At 64.7% G+C, this 17,126-nt stretch carries 19 protein-coding genes; 7 read left to right on the top strand and 12 right to left on the bottom strand.

The window, feature by feature from the left end; all coding sequences use genetic code 11:
- The first annotated feature begins 137 nt into the window (after positions 1 to 137).
- The 3 genes from ACZYZF_RS27615 to ACZYZF_RS27605 are packed head-to-tail and all read left to right on the top strand — an operon-like array spanning position 138 to position 2,311.
- Positions 138 to 1,340 (top strand): cytochrome P450, encoded by a 1,203-nt coding sequence (locus ACZYZF_RS27615; RefSeq protein WP_463747355.1) that lies wholly within the window; start codon positions 138 to 140, stop codon positions 1,338 to 1,340.
- Positions 1,340 to 1,540 carry a ferredoxin gene (locus ACZYZF_RS27610; protein ID WP_463747356.1) on the top strand — a complete coding sequence of 67 codons (201 nt, stop codon included), beginning with the start codon at positions 1,340 to 1,342 and terminating at the stop codon, positions 1,538 to 1,540. Before ACZYZF_RS27615 ends, ACZYZF_RS27610 begins: the two co-directional genes overlap by 1 nt.
- Before the next feature lie 3 nt (positions 1,541 to 1,543).
- Positions 1,544 to 2,311, top strand: coding sequence for an alpha/beta fold hydrolase (locus tag ACZYZF_RS27605; protein WP_463747357.1), 768 nt, complete (start codon positions 1,544 to 1,546; stop codon positions 2,309 to 2,311).
- A gap of 39 nt (positions 2,312 to 2,350) precedes the next feature.
- Here ACZYZF_RS27605 and ACZYZF_RS27600 read toward each other — a convergent pair whose 3' ends face one another.
- Genes ACZYZF_RS27600 through ACZYZF_RS27585 form a run of 4 tightly spaced genes read right to left on the bottom strand, consistent with a single transcriptional unit; the run spans position 2,351 to position 5,075 of the window.
- On the bottom strand, positions 2,351 to 3,268 hold the full coding sequence (locus tag ACZYZF_RS27600; protein WP_463747506.1) for an LLM class F420-dependent oxidoreductase: 918 nt from the start codon (positions 3,266 to 3,268) through the stop codon (positions 2,351 to 2,353).
- A gap of 14 nt (positions 3,269 to 3,282) precedes the next feature.
- The gene (locus ACZYZF_RS27595) at positions 3,283 to 3,585 is read right to left on the bottom strand and encodes a DUF1330 domain-containing protein (RefSeq protein WP_463747358.1); all 303 of its coding nucleotides are present in this window, start codon (positions 3,583 to 3,585) and stop codon (positions 3,283 to 3,285) included.
- 15 nt (positions 3,586 to 3,600) lie between these two features.
- Positions 3,601 to 3,795: a ferredoxin gene (locus ACZYZF_RS27590; protein ID WP_463747359.1), complete on the bottom strand. Its 195-nt coding sequence runs from the start codon at positions 3,793 to 3,795 to the stop codon at positions 3,601 to 3,603.
- Positions 3,795 to 5,075, bottom strand: coding sequence for a cytochrome P450 (locus ACZYZF_RS27585; protein ID WP_463747507.1), 1,281 nt, complete (start codon positions 5,073 to 5,075; stop codon positions 3,795 to 3,797). Before ACZYZF_RS27585 ends, ACZYZF_RS27590 begins: the two co-directional genes overlap by 1 nt.
- A gap of 255 nt (positions 5,076 to 5,330) precedes the next feature.
- On the opposite strand from ACZYZF_RS27585, the gene ACZYZF_RS27580 reads away from it, so the two are divergent.
- The 4 genes from ACZYZF_RS27580 to ACZYZF_RS27565 are packed head-to-tail and all read left to right on the top strand — an operon-like array spanning position 5,331 to position 9,324.
- Positions 5,331 to 5,987, top strand: a complete 657-nt coding sequence (locus tag ACZYZF_RS27580; protein WP_463747360.1) for a TetR/AcrR family transcriptional regulator — start codon at positions 5,331 to 5,333, stop codon at positions 5,985 to 5,987.
- Between the two features lie 15 nt (positions 5,988 to 6,002).
- Positions 6,003 to 7,304, top strand: a complete 1,302-nt coding sequence (locus ACZYZF_RS27575) for an acyl-CoA dehydrogenase family protein (RefSeq protein ID WP_463747361.1) — start codon at positions 6,003 to 6,005, stop codon at positions 7,302 to 7,304.
- A gap of 32 nt (positions 7,305 to 7,336) precedes the next feature.
- Positions 7,337 to 8,326, top strand: coding sequence for a phosphotransferase family protein (locus tag ACZYZF_RS27570; protein ID WP_463747508.1), 990 nt, complete (start codon positions 7,337 to 7,339; stop codon positions 8,324 to 8,326).
- A complete protein-coding gene (locus tag ACZYZF_RS27565; protein ID WP_463747362.1) occupies positions 8,323 to 9,324 on the top strand; it encodes an NADPH:quinone oxidoreductase family protein in 1,002 nt (333 codons plus the stop codon). The genes ACZYZF_RS27570 and ACZYZF_RS27565 overlap by 4 nt, the downstream gene beginning before the upstream one ends.
- Here the strand turns inward: ACZYZF_RS27565 and ACZYZF_RS27560 are convergent.
- Genes ACZYZF_RS27560 through ACZYZF_RS27525 form a run of 8 tightly spaced genes read right to left on the bottom strand, consistent with a single transcriptional unit; the run spans position 9,281 to position 17,115 of the window.
- Positions 9,281 to 9,667: a limonene-1,2-epoxide hydrolase family protein gene (locus tag ACZYZF_RS27560; RefSeq protein ID WP_463747363.1), complete on the bottom strand. Its 387-nt coding sequence runs from the start codon at positions 9,665 to 9,667 to the stop codon at positions 9,281 to 9,283. The genes ACZYZF_RS27565 and ACZYZF_RS27560 overlap by 44 nt on opposite strands.
- Before the next feature lie 38 nt (positions 9,668 to 9,705).
- Positions 9,706 to 10,926, bottom strand: a complete 1,221-nt coding sequence (locus ACZYZF_RS27555; RefSeq protein ID WP_463747364.1) for a cytochrome P450 — start codon at positions 10,924 to 10,926, stop codon at positions 9,706 to 9,708.
- A gap of 41 nt (positions 10,927 to 10,967) precedes the next feature.
- Positions 10,968 to 11,687 (bottom strand): SDR family oxidoreductase, encoded by a 720-nt coding sequence (locus ACZYZF_RS27550; protein WP_463747365.1) that lies wholly within the window; start codon positions 11,685 to 11,687, stop codon positions 10,968 to 10,970.
- A gap of 20 nt (positions 11,688 to 11,707) precedes the next feature.
- Positions 11,708 to 12,991, bottom strand: coding sequence for an amidohydrolase family protein (locus ACZYZF_RS27545; RefSeq protein WP_463747366.1), 1,284 nt, complete (start codon positions 12,989 to 12,991; stop codon positions 11,708 to 11,710).
- Positions 12,992 to 13,002: 11 nt separating this feature from the next.
- A complete protein-coding gene (locus ACZYZF_RS27540) occupies positions 13,003 to 13,989 on the bottom strand; it encodes an enoyl-CoA hydratase/isomerase family protein (protein WP_463837401.1) in 987 nt (328 codons plus the stop codon).
- 23 nt (positions 13,990 to 14,012) lie between these two features.
- Positions 14,013 to 15,701 carry a class I adenylate-forming enzyme family protein gene (locus ACZYZF_RS27535; RefSeq protein ID WP_463747368.1) on the bottom strand — a complete coding sequence of 563 codons (1,689 nt, stop codon included), beginning with the start codon at positions 15,699 to 15,701 and terminating at the stop codon, positions 14,013 to 14,015.
- A 14-nt stretch (positions 15,702 to 15,715) separates the two neighbouring features.
- Positions 15,716 to 16,249 carry a VOC family protein gene (locus ACZYZF_RS27530; RefSeq protein WP_463747369.1) on the bottom strand — a complete coding sequence of 178 codons (534 nt, stop codon included), beginning with the start codon at positions 16,247 to 16,249 and terminating at the stop codon, positions 15,716 to 15,718.
- 11 nt (positions 16,250 to 16,260) lie between these two features.
- On the bottom strand, positions 16,261 to 17,115 hold the full coding sequence (locus ACZYZF_RS27525; RefSeq protein ID WP_463747370.1) for a phytanoyl-CoA dioxygenase family protein: 855 nt from the start codon (positions 17,113 to 17,115) through the stop codon (positions 16,261 to 16,263).
- Positions 17,116 to 17,126 lie beyond the last annotated feature (11 nt).

The raw sequence follows: 17,126 nt of genomic DNA, 5'->3' as shown, positions 1-17,126 counted from the left end.
ATCCCGACCTGATCAGCACGCATTTCGTGCTTTTCAAACTATCTCAAACGGACTACTGTTAGCGTTACAGTTCCATAGTTTCCCGTAACGTGTCACAACACTTCCGGCCCAGCCCGCCGCGAAGGAGGAGCCCGCCAATGACCAAGGCCCAGGTGGTTTTCGATCCGTTCTCCGAGGAGTTCTTCAACAACCCGTTCGACATGTACCGGCAGATGCGCGAAGACGCGCCCCTGTACTACAACGAAGACTCCGACTTCTACGCCCTGACTCGGCATGAGGACGTGGCGGCTGCGTTGAAGGACCACGAGGCCTTCTCCTCGTCGCGCGGCTGCGATCTGGCCATGGTGCAGAGCGACGAGCCGCCGCAGAAGTCGATCATCTTCATGGACCCGCCGGATCACCGGCACATGCGCAGCCTGCTGAACAAGGCGTTCACTCCCCGCATGATCCAGTCCCAGCGCGACACCGTCGTCGAACAGATCGACCATCACCTCCGGTTGATCGACTCCGACGAGTTCGATGTCGTCCAGGACTTTTCGGGCCCGTTCCCGGTCGAGGTCATCACCCGCATGGCCGGGGTCGAGCCCGAGTACCGCCAGCAGGTCCGGCACTGGATCGACACCAGCCTGTCCCGTGAGCCCGGACAGATGGTCACCTCCGAGGCCGGAATGCAGGCCAACATCGACACCGGTATCTACTACTACGGGCTGGTGCAGAAGCGTCGCGAAAACCCGCAGGACGACATGATCAGCCGGCTGATCGCCGCGGAGATACCCGGCGAGGACGGCCAGATGCGTCGCCTCGATGACATCGAGATCACCGGATTCGCCACGCTTCTCGGTGGAGCCGGGGCCGAGACCGTCACCAAACTCGTCGGCACCGCGATGGTGCTGTTCGCGCGTAATCCCGAGCAGTGGCAGAAGCTGCTCGATGACCGGGACAAGGTCCCGGCCGCTGTCGAGGAATTGCTGCGCTACGAGGGGCCGGTGCAGTACAACGTGCGGTACACCCTCAAGGAAGCCCACGTGCCCAGCGGCACCATTCCGGCAGGCAAGGCGGTGTTTCTGATCAGCGCGGCGGCCAACCGCGATCCCGACGCGTTCACCGATGCCGACTCGTTCGACATCGACCGTGATCGCACCGAGGCCCAGAACCTGGGGCTGGGCTACGGAATCCACAGTTGTCTCGGGGCGGCGCTCGCCAGGATGGAGAGCGTTGTCGCCATTGAGAAGCTGCTCGACTTCATGCCGCGTTACGAAGTGAAATGGGATCAGCTGAAGCGCGTTCAGATGCAGAACGTCGCGGGCTATTCCAATGTGCCGGTGAGGGTTCTGCGCTAATGGCAAAGAAGGTTCAAGTCGACTTCGAGATCTGCGAGAGCAACGCAGTCTGCATGGGTCTCGCCCCCGAGGTGTTCGACCTCGACGATCAGGATTATCTACACATCCTGCAAGAGGATGTGACGCCCGAGAATGAGGCGCTGATCCGCGAAGCGGTGCGTCAGTGCCCCCGGCAGGCCATTTCGATCACCGACGAGTAGCCCGTGCGATTCGTCTTCGTACACGGCGGTTTTCATGCGGCCTGGTGCTGGGAGCGCACCATTGCCGAGGTGCAGAGCCTGGGTCACGACGGCGTCGCCGTGGACCTGCCCGGACATGGTGCGCGGCTGGCCGAGGAATCAACGCTGGCCAACCGGCGTGCCGCGATTCTCGAGATCATGCAGCCGGGCGATGTGCTGGTGGGACATTCGGGCGGTGGATTCGACGCCACCCTCGCTGCCGATGCCGCCCCGGAACTGGTGGGCCACATCGTCTATCTAGCTGCAGCGTTGCCACGGGAGGGCAGGACATATCCCGAGGCGATGGCCATGCGCTCGGCCGACGATTCGCTCGACGGTGACTTCGATGCGGATGTCGGTGAGATGCTGAGCTATCTGCATTTCGACGACGAAGGCGCGATGCATTTCGCGGACTTCGACGGCGCGTGGCGCTACTTCTACCATGACTGCGACGAGGCAACTGCCCGTTGGGCTTTCGAGCGTCTGGGGCCGGAGCGGTTCGGTGATACCACGGTCACACCGGTGTCGGTGCCGCAGTTCTGGTCGGCCGATCTGCCTCGCAGTTTCATCCGTTGTCTGCAGGACCGCTCGATGCCGCAGTGGCTGGCCGACACCGTGACACAACGGCTCGGTGTCGAGCAACTGAGCATCGACGCGTCGCATTCACCGTTTTTGAGCCGACCGCGCGAACTGGCCGAGCTATTGGTGCACGCGACGACGACCACACCGGTCGCCGCGCTGACGCCGGCATAAGCCACACCGCTGCGCCGCTTTCGACACCGGTAGAGCGGGCTAAGCCGCGATGACTGTCTTGCCGAACTTCTCGGTGGCCTCCAGCGCATGGGCCAGGCTGTCGCCAGGAAGCGTCACGTGCAGCCAGGTCACGCCCAGCGCCGCGAGCTTGTCCACGCCGGCCAGGTACGCGTCGGCATCGAAGTCGTCGTCGCCGGGGCTGCCGCCCTCGAAGTTGTTGAACACGATGTCGATTCCGTCCGGATCGCGACCGGCCGCGGCCAGCCGGGCCCGCAGGTCCTCGATACCGGAGGCCAAGGCATCCAGCGAGTCGATCGCCGCAGTGCCCGCAGTCTTGGCCAGGCCTGGCGGCGCGGCGAACGGGCACCAGCCGTCGCCGTGCTTGGCCACCCGCGCCCGTGCGGCAGAGGTGTTGCCGCCGACCCAGATCGGCGGATGAGGGCTTGCCGCCGGCCGGGGGTGCGCGGTGATACCGCGGGCGCTGAAGTTCTTACCCTCATAGCTGTAGTCGTCCGTGGTCCAGATCCCGCGGATGACTTCGAGTGCCTCGTCGAACAGCACGGCACGGTCGTCGTAGGACACCCCGAGCGCGGCGAATTCCCGCTTGAGATAACCCACTCCGACGGCCAGGGTGAACCGTCCGCCCGACAGGACGTCCAGGGTGGCCCCGGATTTGGCGACCACGAAGGGGTTTCGGTAGGGCAGCACCACGATGTTGGGCACCAGGCGCAACGTCGTGGTGTGTGCCGCCGCGAATGACATGGCCACGAACGGATCGACCGCGTCGTGTCCGCCGGCATCCAGCCAACGTTGTGACGGCGCCGGATGGTCGGTGAAGCCGAATCCGTCGAAGCCCGCCTTCTCGGCCGCAGCCGCTACTGCGGCAATCCCGCTGCCACTCACCAGATCCGGATGATATGGGTGAGTGTGCATCGGATGGGTGATGCTGTAGCGCACTGCGACCGACCCGGTCAGGAGGGGAAGCCGGAGAGGATGACGCCGTTGCACTCCGCGGCACCTTGGCGGACCTTGGCTGCCGCTTGGTAGGCGTCGGAGTAGTACCACTCGCGCGCGGCGTCGACGGACTCGAACTCCAGCACGACGGTCTGGGTGCCGTGCCAGGAACCCTCGATCACTTCCGGCTTCTGGTCGACGGCCACGATCTTGGCGCCGCCCATCGCCTTCGACGCCAGCTTGGCGTACTCACCCATGCCGGCCGGATCCTTGATGTCCTCGGTGATGACGACGTAGCCCTTAGAAGCTCCAGATGCCATTACGAATCTCTTTCTCTAGTTGTCGATTTCGCTGATCGCCCGTTCCGGGCAGTTCTCTATCGCCTCGCGTGCCGCACCTTCGAGTCCGTCTGGGACATCCTCGGGATCTGCGACCGCCCAACCATCGTCCGACATCTCGAAGACGTCGGGGCACAGCGTCAGACACATGCCGTGGCCGGCACAACGATCCTCGTCGACCTTGACCCGCATCAGCTGTCGAACTCCAGGTGCAGCTCGGTCAGGCCGCGCAGGATGAAGGTTGGGATGTAGTTGTAGCGCCGGTCGCCGTCCGAACCGTGATTGGCCTCGGAGATCCGGATATCGGTGGTCCGGTCCAACAACCGCTCGATACCGACCCGGGTTTCGGCACGCGCCAGCGGAGCACCGGGGCAGCTGTGGATGCCACGTCCGAAAGCCAGGTGCTGGCGGGCGTTCTTGCGCGCCGGGTCGAAGGTGTCGGGATCGGAGAAGCGCCGCGGATCGCGGTTGGCCGCACCGTTGAGCACCATCAACGTGGTCCCGGCACTCAATTCGGTGTCACCGATGGTCACGGGGCAGCGCGACAGCCGGAAGTCGCCCTTCACCGGGCTTTCGATCCGCAACGCCTCTTCGATGAAATTCGGGATCAGGCTGCGGTCGGCTCGGAGCCGCTGCTGGATCTCCGGTTGTTCGCACATGATCTTCAATGCGGTGCTGAGCAGGCGCACCGTCGTCTCCTGCCCGGCCGAGAAGACGTTGGTCGCCACCCGTGCGACGTCGCCGACATCGGGGATGCTGCCGTCGGGGAAGGTGGCCTCGGCCAACCCGGTCAGGACGTCGTCGCGTGGGTTGGCGCGACGGTCGGATACGTAGTCGGAGAACTGACCGTAAAGGAACTCCAGCGGGCTGTGGGACAGCGATTCCTTGCTGGTGCTGCCGACGCCGCCGCCGGAATTCTGCTTGATGCCGTTTACGAAGGCTTCACGGTCATCCTCCGGGATACCGAGCAGGTCGGCGATCACCAACAACGTGAACGGGCCGGCGAAGCCCTTGATGAACTCTCCCCCACCGGGCGCGAGGTAGCTGTCGAGCACTTCGTCGGCCAACTGCCACATGGCGTCCTCGTTCTCCTTGAGGCGCTTGGGCGTGATCAGCCGCATGAGCAGCGAGCGATGATCGGTATGGGTGGGCGGATCCAGTGTCGGCAGCTGATCGCTGAACGGCAACTCGTCGCGATGCTTGTCGATGAGCTCGGTGACTTCTTCGGCGCTACGCCCTTCCAACGGGACCGGGAAACCCGGGAAGGGCCCGGTGACCGAAAGGCAGGACGAAAAGGTCTCCTCGTCGTTGTAGACCTGAACGGCCTCGTCCCAGCCGGTCACCATGGTGACGTTGTAGAGATCCTCGCGAGTGACCGGGCACTTGTTCCGCAGGGCCTCGAAGAAGGGGTACGGATCATCGACCAATCGTTCATCGCGGAAAAAATCGATACCGGTTGGGTCGATCGCCATCTGCTGCTCCCGTTCCAGCCACACATATGAGAATGCGGCTCTCATCTATGAATAGCAGATTTCCATAGCGTCGGTTGGCCGTCAACGTCGGCCCCGACCGAACTGCGGCGAGCGACAAGAATCGGATTCTCACCCGCTTCGCCGAGCGTCGGTCCCTGGCGCAACACGCCGCCGTCGGTCACCCTCGCCTCAGCGGCGATAGTTAGACATACGTCAACTATTTCCAACGGCTCAACCCGCTGCTACAGTGCCGATATGCCCAGAACAGCGGCTGCCGACACTGCTGACAGCAGTCAACGCCGCGCTTCGTTCCAACGGGCCCGCTCACACCAGACCAAGCGCGACCTGGTGCAGGCGGCGATGGCGCTCTGGCGGACCAACGGATACGCCAAGACCACGGTCGCTGACATCTGCCGTGCCGCAGGTGTATCGAGGGCCCTGTTCTACTTCTATTTCCCAGCCAAAGAGGATGTGCTGTTCGAGGTTGGCCTGACCTCCACCCGACTGGCACAGAAGCGGGTCAAGTCGATGCTGGTCGGCGATTACGACGTCATGGCCGTCATCGCCGAGGCACTGCGCAGCCTCGAACGGTCGATGGCGCGCAACCCTCCCGAGCTGATCGTCGAGACCATCCTGGAGGGCTACCGGCACGAACACCGGATCCTGGCCGGCGACGTCGACCCGGACACACAGGATGCCGACATGTTCGGCGAGTTGTTCGCGCGCGCCCAGGCCGACGGCAAGCTGGGCGCCCACGTCGACGTGACGCACCTGTCTCGGCTGGCGCAGATCCTCGTCAGCGAGGGCGTCCGGCACTGGGCCGGGGGCAGCTTCGGCGCCCGCTCCTTCACCGACGTCGTCGCACGTGACATCGGCGCACTGATCACCGGCTCCAACACACCCAACAACTAGATCGGAGGACCCCCGATGGCGTGGGATTTCGAGACCGACCCCGAGTATCAGGAATTACTGGACTGGGCCGACAACTTCGTGACCGAGCAGGTCGAGCCGCTCGACCTGGCCTGGCCGCACCTGCAGTTCACCCAGCTGGAGGGCAAGCGTCGGGAGGCGATCGATCCGCTCAAGGCGCAGGTGCGCGAAAAGGGTCTGTGGGCAACGCATCTCGGACCAGAACTCGGTGGACAGGGCTACGGACAGCTGAAACTAGCCCTGCTCAACGAGATTCTCGGTCGCTCGCAATGGGCACCGATCGTGTTCGGCTGCCAGGCCCCCGATACCGGAAACGCCGAGATCATCGCGCATTACGGGACCGAGGACCAGAAGAAGCGGTACCTGCATCCGCTGCTCGAGGGTGAATTGTTCTCCTGTTATTCGATGACCGAACCGCACGCCGGCGCAGACCCGACGCTGTTCACCACCAGCGCGGTACGCGACGGGGACGACTGGGTGATAAACGGATGGAAATTCTTCTCCTCCAACGCCGCAACCTCGTCGTTCCTGATCGTCATGGTGGTGACAAATCCAGAGGTCAGCGCCTACCAGGGCATGTCGATGTTCCTGGTGCCGACCGACACTCCTGGCGTCAAGATCGTGCGCAACGTCGGCCTCTACGGCGAACGGGACAACGAGGGCTCGCATGCTCTCATCCACTACGACAACGTCCGAGTGCCTGCCGAGGCACTGCTGGGCGGTGAGGGCCAAGCCTTCGTGATCGCCCAGACCCGGCTGGGCGGCGGCCGGATCCATCACGCCATGCGGACAATCGGCCTGGCGCAGAAGGCGCTGGACATGATGTGCGAACGCGCGCTCAGCCGAGAAACTCAGGGCAGCCGCCTGTCCGACAAGCAGTTCGTCCAGGGCTACATCGCCGATTCCTACGCCCAGTTACTGCAATTCCGGCTGATGGTGCTGTACACCGCGTGGGAGATCGACAAGTACAACGACTACAAGAAAGTCCGCAAGGACATCGCCGCGGTCAAGGTGGCCATGCCCACCGTGCTGCACGACATCGCCTGGCGGGCAATGCAGGTCCACGGCGCGCTCGGCGTCACCAACGAAATGCCTTTCCTGGGCATGGTCACCGGCGCCGCGGTGATGGGATTGGCCGACGGTCCGACCGAGGTGCACAAGACCACCGTGGCCCGGCAGGTGTTGCGCGACTACCAGCCGACCACCGACACCTGGCCCACCGAATGGATACCGCGCAAGCGCGAGGCGGCGAAGGCGAAGTTCGCCGAATATCTTGAGGCCGAGGTGGGCAACCTGTGAGCGAGATAGATACTGCGCGCCTCGCCGATTGGATGGACAACGCGGGCCTGCCCGGCAAGGGGGACCCGCTGGAAGCCCGGTTCCTCTCCGGCGGAACGCAGAACGTGATCTACGAGATCCGCCGCGGCGAACACAACTGTGTCCTCCGCATGCCCCCACCCGGGGCACCGCCGGACCGGGACAAGGGCATCCTGCGGGAGTGGCGCATCATCGAGGCGCTCGACGGGACAGAGGTCCCGCACACCGCCGCGGTAGGGGTGTGCGCCGATCCCGAGGTGCTCGGCCGGCCGTTCTATCTGATGGGCTTCGTCGACGGCTGGTCCCCGATGGACACCCATGGCCGTTGGCCCGAACCGTTCGACACCGACCAGAGCCTCCGCCCCGGACTCAGCTATCAACTGGCCGAGGGCATTGCGCTGTTGTCCAAGGTGGATTGGCAGGCCAAGGGCCTGAGCGATCTCGGCCGGCCCGACGGCTTTCACGAACGTCAGGTTGCCCGCTGGATCGGGTTCCTCGACCGGATCAAGAACCGCGATCTGCCGGGCCTTGAAGTCGCCACCGCCTGGCTGCGGGCCCACAAGCCGCTCGATTTCATACCGGGCCTGATGCACGGCGACTACCAGTTCGCCAATGTCATGTACCGCCACGGCGCCCCGGCCACGATGGCCGCGATCGTGGATTGGGAGATGGGTACGGTAGGCGACCCGAAGCTCGACCTGGCCTGGATGGTGCAGTCGTGGCCGGCCGACGTGAACAACCCGGAGCCGTCCGAGATGGGCTATGTCGACATGCGTGGAATGCCGTCGCGCGATGACGTGGTGGCCCACTATGCGGAGGTATCGGGACGCCAGGTGGACGACCTGGACTACTACCTGGTGCTCGCCAAGTGGAAGCTGGCGATCGTGCTGGAACAGGGTTTTCAGCGAGCCGGCGACGACGAGAAGCTGCTGGCCTTCGGACCGGTGGTGACCGACCTGATGGCCTCGGCCGCCGAACTCGCCGAGTCCAGCACCTACCGGTGAAGGCCGCGGTCTGCCCGGAGTACGGGCCACCGGAAGTGGTTGGCGTCCAGGAACTTCCCACTCCCCCGATCTCGCCGGGCCTGGTTCGGGTCCAGGTCGGTGTGGCCGCGGTGAACTTCCCGGACGTGCTGCTGGTCGCCGACCGATACCAGATCACGGTGCCGGTGCCGTTCATCCCGGGCAGCGAGTTCGCCGGCCTCATCACCGAAGTGGCCGGGGACACTGGGGATTTCGCCGCGGGCGATCGAGTTACCGGCACCGGACTGTTCGGTGCGTTTGCCGAGCAGGTGTGCGTCCCGACGACCGGGCTGGCCCGGATTCCCGACGGTGTGGACGACCGCACCGCGGCCGCGTTCGGTGTGGCCCACCGCACCGCCTATCACGCACTGCGGTCGGTGGCCCGGGTCTCCTCGGGGGACGAGGTGATCGTGCTCGGTGCCGGTGGCGGCGTCGGTTTGGCCGCGGTGCAGCTCGCGGCGGCGTTGGGCGCGCGGGTGACCGCGGTGGCGTCCTCAGACGAGAAGCTCTCGACCGCCGCACGATACGGCGCCGCCGAGCTCGTCAACCACACAAAGGGTGATCTACGTGCCGTGCTGCGGGAAGCGTCGCCCGACGGTGCGCACGCGGTACTCGACCCCGTCGGTGGCGACCTGTCGGAGCCGGCCCTGCGGTCACTGCGCCGTGGCGGCCGGTTCGTGACGATCGGCTACGCCTCGGGTGTCATCCCCCGCATCCCGCTGAACCTGGTCCTGGTCAAAGGGATTCACGTCCTCGGATTTCAGTTTCAGGACATCGATCCCGCCGAGTACACCCGCAATGAGGCCGAACTACGCGAGCTGTTGGTCACCGGCGCCGTGCGGCCACACATCGGTGCGGTCTATCCGCTGGATGCCACTGCCGCCGCACTGCGATGTGTCGCCGACGGGCGTGCGGTCGGCAAGGTCGTGATCGAGCTCAGGCCTCCTTCGGCGGGTAGAAGTACTCCCGCCAGGCCGTGATCTTGCCGTCTTTCACTTCGTAGGCGCCCATCACCGGCCAGCTCATCTGCTTGCCATCCACGACCCAATAGTCGGTGCGCTCCATCAGCACCACATCGCCGTCGACGGCCAGGTGCAGAACTTTGAGGTCGACACACTTACCACCCGCGAAGAACACCTTCATCATCTCGTGGATGGCCTCGCGGCCGGCAAGTTTCGGCCAGTCGGGACCGATGTCGAAGGTGGCGTCTTCGGCGAAGTGACTCATGATTTCGTCGACATCGTTGGTCCCCCATGCGGCGATCTCGGCACGCACGATCTCTTCAGCGGTCATCGTCTTCCCGTCGGCTTGTTGTGACAGCATATTTACATCTTTCTCCGAAATTGTAACGAGGTTGTGGTTCACGCCACCACCATGGGCAACTGCTCCCAGCCGCGGACCGTGGAGGTGGGCGAGAGGTTTGCGGCCTCGAGATCGACGTCCCATTCCGGGAAGCGGGTCAGCATCTCCTCGAGCGCGATCCGCCCCTCGAGCCGGGTCAGCGCCGCGCCCAGGCAGAAATGCGCCCCCATCCCGAAGGTGAGTGGCGACGAAACCTTGCGGTGGATGTCGAAGCGGTCCGGGTCGGCATAGACCCGGTCGTCACGATTCGCCGCACCGGCCACGAAAAGGATCGCGCTGCCGGCCGGAACCGTCTGACCGTGAAATTCTGCGTCGCTCGCGACATATCGACCGATGTGCGGTGCGGGCGTCTCGTAGCGCAGGATCTCCTCGATGGCGTTGGGGATCAACGAATGGTCCTCGACGAGTTCACGACGCTGATCCGGTTGTGCGGCAAGCACCTTGGCCGTCCAGCCGATCAACCGCGTGGTGGTCTCATTGCCCGCACCGGCGACGACCTGGACATAGGCAAGAATCTCGTCCCGGGTCAGTCGTCGCTGCGTACCGGTCTCGTCGACGAACTCAAGGTGCAGAAGTTCGCTCATGATGTCGTCGGACGGGTTGTCCACTCGCCAATCGAGATACTCGGCGAACACCCCGCCCCGAACCAGAGTGTCCTGCTTGAACTTCATGGCCTTGCCGGGGGCAACTCGCAGGTTCGCATCGCTGCGGTCGCGAATCTGCTCCTGGTCCTCCTCGGGGATGCCGAGCAGCATGCCGATGACCCGCATCGGCATCTTGGCGGCGAACTCGGCGACGAGGTCGAATCGATTCGATCCCACCAGCGGGTCGAGACAGGCCGCGGAGAAGGCCCGGATCTTCGGCTCAAGTGATGCCACGGTCTTCGGCGTGAACATCTTCGAGACCAGCTTGCGGTGGATGGTGTGCGTGGGAGCGTCCTCGTAGATGACCAGCCCCGGCGGCATCTCGATCCCCGACTTGATCAGCTCGAGAATGTTGCCGCGGCCCGACGTGAACGTGTTGCGGTCCGACAGTCCCTTCGCCACATCCGCATGACGGCTCACCGCATAGAAGTCGTGCCGCTCGTTGTGGTAGAGCGGTGCCTCGTCCCGCAGCCTGCGGAAGGTCGGGTACGGGTCCCGGTTGATCTCCAGGTCATACGGGTCGTAGTACACATCTCCGGCGGGCACTGACTGCTCAGTGGACACTTGGCTGGACACTTGGTCGTTCCCTTCGGTGGGCCTGCAGGATTTGACGCGGTTCACGCCCCCATACCGCCATCGACCGCGATCGCCTGGCCGGTGAGGTAGCCCGGGGCGTCATCGCACAGCCACACTGCCGTGTCGGCGATCTCCGCGGCCTCGGCCAGGCGGCCGACAGGGGTTGCGGTGAGCAGGTTTTCGATCACCTCGGGCGACATCGATGCGCGAAACATCGGGGTGTCGACCGTGCCGGGGCAGATGGCGTTGATGCGAAGGCCCTGGCTCGCGTACTCCCGCGCGGCCACTTTGGTCAACCCGACGACACCGTGTTTGGCCGCGGTGTAGGCCGACACGGTCGGCGCGGCACGTAACCCGGCCACCGAAGCGCAATTGACGATGGCGCCGCCGCCCGTCTCGATGATCGCCGGAATCTGGTAGCGCATGCACGACCACGTCCCGGTCAGATCGACGGCGATCACCCGGTTCCAGTTCTCCATGGTGCCTTCGGCGGTCAGCTTGCCGTGCTCGCCGTCGACACCCGCGGAGTTGAACGCCGCATCGAGGCGACCGTACGTCGCGACGGTTCGGGCCACGGCATCGGCGACGAGTGCGTCGTCGGTCACATCGCATGGGATGAACGTCGCTGTCCCCCAATGGTTCAGCTCCGCCTCGACCTTGGCGCCGGCCTCCTCGTCGACGTCTCCGAGCGCCACCGCGTAGCCGCGGCGGGCGAACGCCTCTGCTGCGGCCCGTCCGATCCCGGAACCCGCACCGGTCACGAAAACAACCTTTTGATCTGTCACTGTGGACACAGTTCCTCGTTTCTGGAGTGCACGCGCTCGCTCATCCGGTCGATCACCACCGCGCCGTCGCGGATGACGGCGCGCAGGGCTTCGGCGGGACGGGCGAGCAACGAGAGGTCGGCGACGGGATCGCCGTCGACGATGATCAAGTCCGCCAGGGCGCCGGGCTCGATCACTCCCACCCGCGCCGGCGAATCCACCAGCAGCTGACCGGCGTTGAGGGTGCCCCAGCTGAGCACAACTTCCGGCGAAAGGCCGTCGATCTGGCCGTAGTACGCGAACTCGCGACCGTAGTTTCCGACCTGATGGTCCAGCGGATCGTCGTCCATCATGTCGCGGAAGACCCCGCTGTAATCGTCTCCGATGAGGATGCGCACGCCGGCTTCCTGGGCCGCCGGCAGCGTGGCGCGGACATGGTCGTACTGCTCGCGGCGCACACCGAGGTTCTCGCCGAGGCCGAGCTCGAGCACACTGCGGAGAAAGATCAGGCTCGGCACCCAGAAGGTTCCCGCCTCCACCATGGCCGCGATGACTTCCGCATCGACCTCGTCGCCGTGGTCGACGACGTCGAGGCCGAGTTCGATGCACTCCATGATCATCGCCTTGTCGGCGACGTGCGCACGAACCTTGGCGCCGCGTTCGTGGGCGGTGTCGATGATCGCGGCGATCTCGTCACGCGACATGTTGCGGGTGGTCCGGTTCGGCTGGCCGTGGCCGGCACTGGCGAAGATCTTGATGGTTTCGGCACCGCGGTTGATCTCCTGGCGCACCAGCCTGCGCAGCGCATCGGGACCGTCGGCACAGACATCGGTTCCCGGTGTCTGGTAGGGCTTCCACCATCGGCCGCCGTTATTCATGTCACCCGTGGTACCGAGATGGTGCCCGCACGCGCGGATCCGTGGGCCCGGGATGATGTCTTCGTCGATGGCCATCTTGAGTTGCGCGTCGATGTCGTTGGAGCAGGAGGCGCCCGAGTATCCGGTGAACCCGCTCTCCAACAGCACCCGGCAGGTGCGGACGCCGATCGCCATCAGAACCCCCGGCGGGCGTTCCTTGCCGAGCCGGTCGCTGTCGGCGATGTCGAACTTGTAGAAGTCCGGGTGCAGATGGCTGCTGATGAGGCCCGGCATCAGGGTCATGCCCGCAGCGTCGATCACCTCGTCGGCCGCGGCGGGCGGGGCATCGATCGCGGCGATGGTGTTGCCGTCGAGCGTGACACTACGCAGGCCGGAAAGCAGTGTGCGGCCGTCGAAGACCTTGGCATTGGTGATCACCAACATGTCTGGATCTCCTAGCGGGCAGCCCGGCCCCGCCGGCTCAGGCGCCAGTCCGGGGGAAACTGACTGTCGTTGTCCTTCACCGTGTCGGTCAGGTTTTCCAGCGTCTCCGAATCCAGTTCCATGCCCCTGGTGTCGGGGTCGGGCCGGAGCTGATCGAGGGTGGACTCCAGGAGGCCGGCGACGATACTGCCCATGTATTCACCCTGATGCTGCTTGTAGATCTCGAAGAAGGTCTTCTGGGCGAACACCGTGTCGGTGGGACGACTGCGAGAACAGGCCAGCGCGTACTTGTCGGTCATCGCCTCGAGCTCGTCGAAAGGCACCACGGCGTTGATGAAATTGCACTCGTACATCTCCTTGGCGGTGAACGGCCGGCCGGTGAACACCATCTCCATGAACTTGCGCGCGCCCATCGTGTTGCACCACTGCCATTGCCGCGCGGCGAATCCCGCGTAGCGCCAGGCGGCATGACCGAACAGTGAATCTTCGGACGCGACCACGATGTCGGCGTCGGCCGCCTGGTAGAAGTGCCAGCCGTAGCAGTACCCACGCACCTCCAGGATGCTGATCTTCTTGAAGTCCTGAAGGCTGCGCATGCCGGCGCTCGGATCGGTGTAGAACTGCACGGTCGACGCCCGGCGGCGGTAGGTCCCCACCGGCGGATAGACCACGTCCGCATCCTCGGGAACCCGAACCGCATGGTTCATGCTGCCGTCGCCGCGGCCGGCCATGGTGTCCAACAGTTCGGTGAGATCGGCGCCGCTACCCAGGTTTGGTCCGTTCGCGCGGATCACCAGCACCTTCACGTCGTCATCGATGCTGGCGTTGTGGACGAGGTCCGCGTAGCGATGCTGGGCATCGATCGTCATCGCGTTGAGTTCGTCGGCGCGGTCGAGGGTGATCGTGGCGATCTTGGTGTCCGGGTTCTTCTCATACAGCACAATCTCTTCCGCCGAAGGCCGATGCTTGTGCTGTGCTTGCTCTACCTGCTCTGACATGTGCCGCGTCTCCTTGTCGGTGTTCACCCGCCGGCCGCAGTCACGTGATGGATCCGTGCCTGCGCCGCGAGGTGGGCTGTGATGAGTTCGGTCAGTTCGGAGAGCCGCACTTTCCCGGTCGGCGTTCTGGGCACGTCGTCGTGGGTGATGAAGACGATCCGACGCGGGATCTTGAAGCTCGACAGTGTTTCGCGCAACGCCGCCCGCAGGCCTCCCTCATCCGGTTCGTGGCCGGCTGCGGGAACAACTGCGGCCGCGACGATTTCGCCGAGTTCCGGATCAGGCAGACCCGCGACGAGAGACAACTCCACCTCGGCCAGGGAGTTCAGCGCCGCCTCCACCTCGAGGCGAGACACGTTGGCGGAGTTGGTCTTGATCATGTCGCTGATCCGGCCGACGAAGAAGGCGTAACCATCGGCATCGATCCGGACCAGGTCTCTGGTCGGGAAGAAACCGTCTGCGGTGAACACCTCGTGCCGCGGTAGCTTGTAGAAACCCGTCATCAGCGCGCCACCACGCAGTTGCAGTTCGCCGACCTCGCCGGGCGCCACCTCGACGCCGGTGTGCGGATCGACCACCCGGCGTTCGATGCCGTTGACCGCACGGCCGGCGGCACCGGCCTTCGACTCGGGCAGGCGCCTGTTCACCGGCTCCGCGCTGTGCGGCGCGAAGCTCTCCGACATCCCGAGCATCCGGGTCTGCAGGTGGCGCGGGATGGGGTCACCGTTCTCGTCCCACGTCGGCCCGGTGGTGATCTTGACGGCGTCGAGATCGATACCACGATCGCGTGCGGCCGCCTGAAGTTTGGCCAGCATGTGCCAGACCACGATGTTGGTGACCTGATGGTGTTCGATGGTGTCGAGCACGACATCGATGTCCGGACTGGTGGAATACACCAATGTACTTCCGGTACTGAGCACTTGCAGCGCCGCCGAGATGCCACCCATCCAGAAGGCGGGCAGTAGGCACAAGGTCCGATCGGTGGGTCGGACGTCGAAATAGGTGGCCAGGACCGGAGGCTGGCGGGCGACTGCCCACTGGCCGTGGACCACGGCCTTCGGTGTGGCAGTGCTGCCCGACGTGTAGACGACGAATGCGTCGTCCCCTGGCACTACCTCGGTCTCGACGGCGGCCAGCAACGCGGCGTCCGGCGAGTCGGGAGTGTCGGCTCGTTCCAGCAGATCCTCGATGGAACGGGCCCAAGGCAATCCGGCGACGTCGTCCAGCCACACGGACCGCAGATACGGGGCGGCAGGCAGGCGAAGCCCCTCAGGCCTGGCCTCGCTGAGACCCGCCAGGGCCGCTTCGAGGTTATGTCCGTAATCACGAGTCAGGAACCGGCGGACCCCGATCAGAATCTGTGCATCGCTGGTCCGAACGATGTGGGAGAGCTCGTTGGGTGTGGTCAACGTGCTGATCGGGGTGACGAGTGCACCGATGCGCAACGCCGCGTAGAACGTGGTGATCAGCAGTGCGCTGTCGGGCGCCAACAGCGCGATCCGGGTGCCTTTCGCAGCACCGATCGCCAAGAGAGCGCGCGCCATTCGTGCCGAACGCTGATCGAGTTCCCGGTAGGTGAACGTCCGCCCGGCGAAGATCAGTGCGTCGTGGTCCGCGCGCGCAGCGACGATCTCGGCGAACAGTTGCGGGAACGTCGAAGCCGGTGCGTCTTCCACGTCGTCAGAGTCGTCCATGTCGTCTGTGTCGTCCATCAGCCTTGTCCGCTTCAGAACCTGGTGATGGGATCGGCGCCGTCCCAAGACTGCGCGGCGGCACGCATCGCGGCGAATCCGGCTTCACGTGCCGGGCTGGGCTCGAGTAGTTCCACCATGAACCCGAGCGCGGGAGTGGTGTCGACCCAACACGTGCGGCTGTTGCCGATCTGCCCCTCGAACGCGAGTGCCGCTCCCCCGTCGATGTAGGCGTCACGCTCGGACTCGTAGTCGGTACAGACCAATGCCATGTGGTGCAGGCCGGACTGTCCCCGCGCGAAGACGTCGCGGAACACCCCTGGTTCGTCGTTGTCCTGGCAGACGAGCTCGATCTGCAGGTCTCCCGCGTAGGCGATGGCCGCGGTCACAGCCGGAAAATCGGCGGGCACACCCCGATGGCGACCCTCGACGCAACCCACACCGTCGAACCAGAAGAACGGGCCTACTCCCGCACTGCGGGACCAGGATTCGATGGCGAGACGAAGGTCCGGAACCACCCAGCACACCTGCATGAAGTTCCGGTTGGGAAAGCGTGAAACAGTGTTCAACAACGTACCCTTCAGCCGATCAGCGGGAATCGCTCGTCGTTCAAGGCGGTCCACTGCGCCATGTCCGTGGTGTCGAAGTTGGGGCACGGCGATCCGTTCCAGCAGACATCTTCGGGCTGGACTATCAGCAGATAGCCCCATCGCGGACGGTCCATCACGTTCGCTCCTGCGCCGTGGATGGTGAGGTGGGTGTGCACGGTGATGTCGCCCAGCTCGTACGTCATCTGCTCACTCATGTCGAGGTCACGCAGCTCCGGGAACACCTCAAGGGCGTCCGCGCCGCCATAGGTGGTGTAGTCACCGAGCACACCGACGCGGTGTGATCCGTTGACGAACGACATGGTTCCGGCCTCTGGCCCGTAGGGCTCCAACGGAATCCAGAACGTCATGCCACCGGTCCGGTCGACTGCGAAGGTGATGTAGTCCTGATGGAACGCCGTCGCTCCGTTACCGCCGTGCCGGGACGACTTCGTGGAAGGCAGCTTGGGCACGAAGAAGTCGTTGTAGTACCTGATCCCGACAGCTGAGCCGCTGTTGGTGCGTCGGCCCAACAGCAGTGTTGCGCTCTTGCCGATCTCGTCGATCAGCGGTCGCAGTACCGGGTTGCCCAGGCCACCACTGCGCTCGGCGTTGAAGTAGGCCAATACACCTTGGGCCTCACCGTCCGTGGGCGGTGCCATGCCCGCCTTCAACGGATTGCTGTCCGCGTCCTCACCCATCTTTTCCCGGGCGAGCTCGAGCATCCTGGCGAGCACATCGGGATCGACGAACCGCTTGAGCTTCACCCACCCGTGCTCATTGAGATGCGCGACCTCCTCGGGCGTGACCAGCCGGCACGGCGCCTTGAGACCAGTGGTGTCGTCCATTGTGGGAATCC

The organism is Mycobacterium sp. IDUB_24 (assembly GCF_055419385.1).
Note: the sequence above shows the minus strand (reverse complement) of the source record. Positions and strands in the feature narration are given on the sequence as shown.

What these genes read in the sequence shown, in the direction of transcription:
- ACZYZF_RS27590 (WP_463747359.1), bottom strand. Translation starts at nt 3,795, where the DNA reads ATGCGGGTCAAGGTCGACGAGGATCGTTGTGCCGGCCACGGCATGTGT.
- ACZYZF_RS27615 (WP_463747355.1), top strand. Translation starts at nt 138, where the DNA reads ATGACCAAGGCCCAGGTGGTTTTCGATCCGTTCTCCGAGGAGTTCTTC.
- ACZYZF_RS27575 (WP_463747361.1), top strand. Translation starts at nt 6,003, where the DNA reads ATGGCGTGGGATTTCGAGACCGACCCCGAGTATCAGGAATTACTGGAC.
- ACZYZF_RS27585 (WP_463747507.1), bottom strand. Translation starts at nt 5,075, where the DNA reads ATGGCGATCGACCCAACCGGTATCGATTTTTTCCGCGATGAACGATTG.
- ACZYZF_RS27570 (WP_463747508.1), top strand. Translation starts at nt 7,337, where the DNA reads ATGGACAACGCGGGCCTGCCCGGCAAGGGGGACCCGCTGGAAGCCCGG.
- ACZYZF_RS27580 (WP_463747360.1), top strand. Translation starts at nt 5,331, where the DNA reads ATGCCCAGAACAGCGGCTGCCGACACTGCTGACAGCAGTCAACGCCGC.
- ACZYZF_RS27560 (WP_463747363.1), bottom strand. Translation starts at nt 9,667, where the DNA reads ATGCTGTCACAACAAGCCGACGGGAAGACGATGACCGCTGAAGAGATC.
- ACZYZF_RS27545 (WP_463747366.1), bottom strand. Translation starts at nt 12,991, where the DNA reads ATGTTGGTGATCACCAATGCCAAGGTCTTCGACGGCCGCACACTGCTT.
- ACZYZF_RS27540 (WP_463837401.1), bottom strand. Translation starts at nt 13,989, where the DNA reads ATGTCAGAGCAGGTAGAGCAAGCACAGCACAAGCATCGGCCTTCGGCG.
- ACZYZF_RS27610 (WP_463747356.1), top strand. Translation starts at nt 1,340, where the DNA reads ATGGCAAAGAAGGTTCAAGTCGACTTCGAGATCTGCGAGAGCAACGCA.
- ACZYZF_RS27525 (WP_463747370.1), bottom strand. Translation starts at nt 17,115, where the DNA reads ATGGACGACACCACTGGTCTCAAGGCGCCGTGCCGGCTGGTCACGCCC.
- ACZYZF_RS27535 (WP_463747368.1), bottom strand. Translation starts at nt 15,701, where the DNA reads ATGGACGACACAGACGACATGGACGACTCTGACGACGTGGAAGACGCA.
- ACZYZF_RS27595 (WP_463747358.1), bottom strand. Translation starts at nt 3,585, where the DNA reads ATGGCATCTGGAGCTTCTAAGGGCTACGTCGTCATCACCGAGGACATC.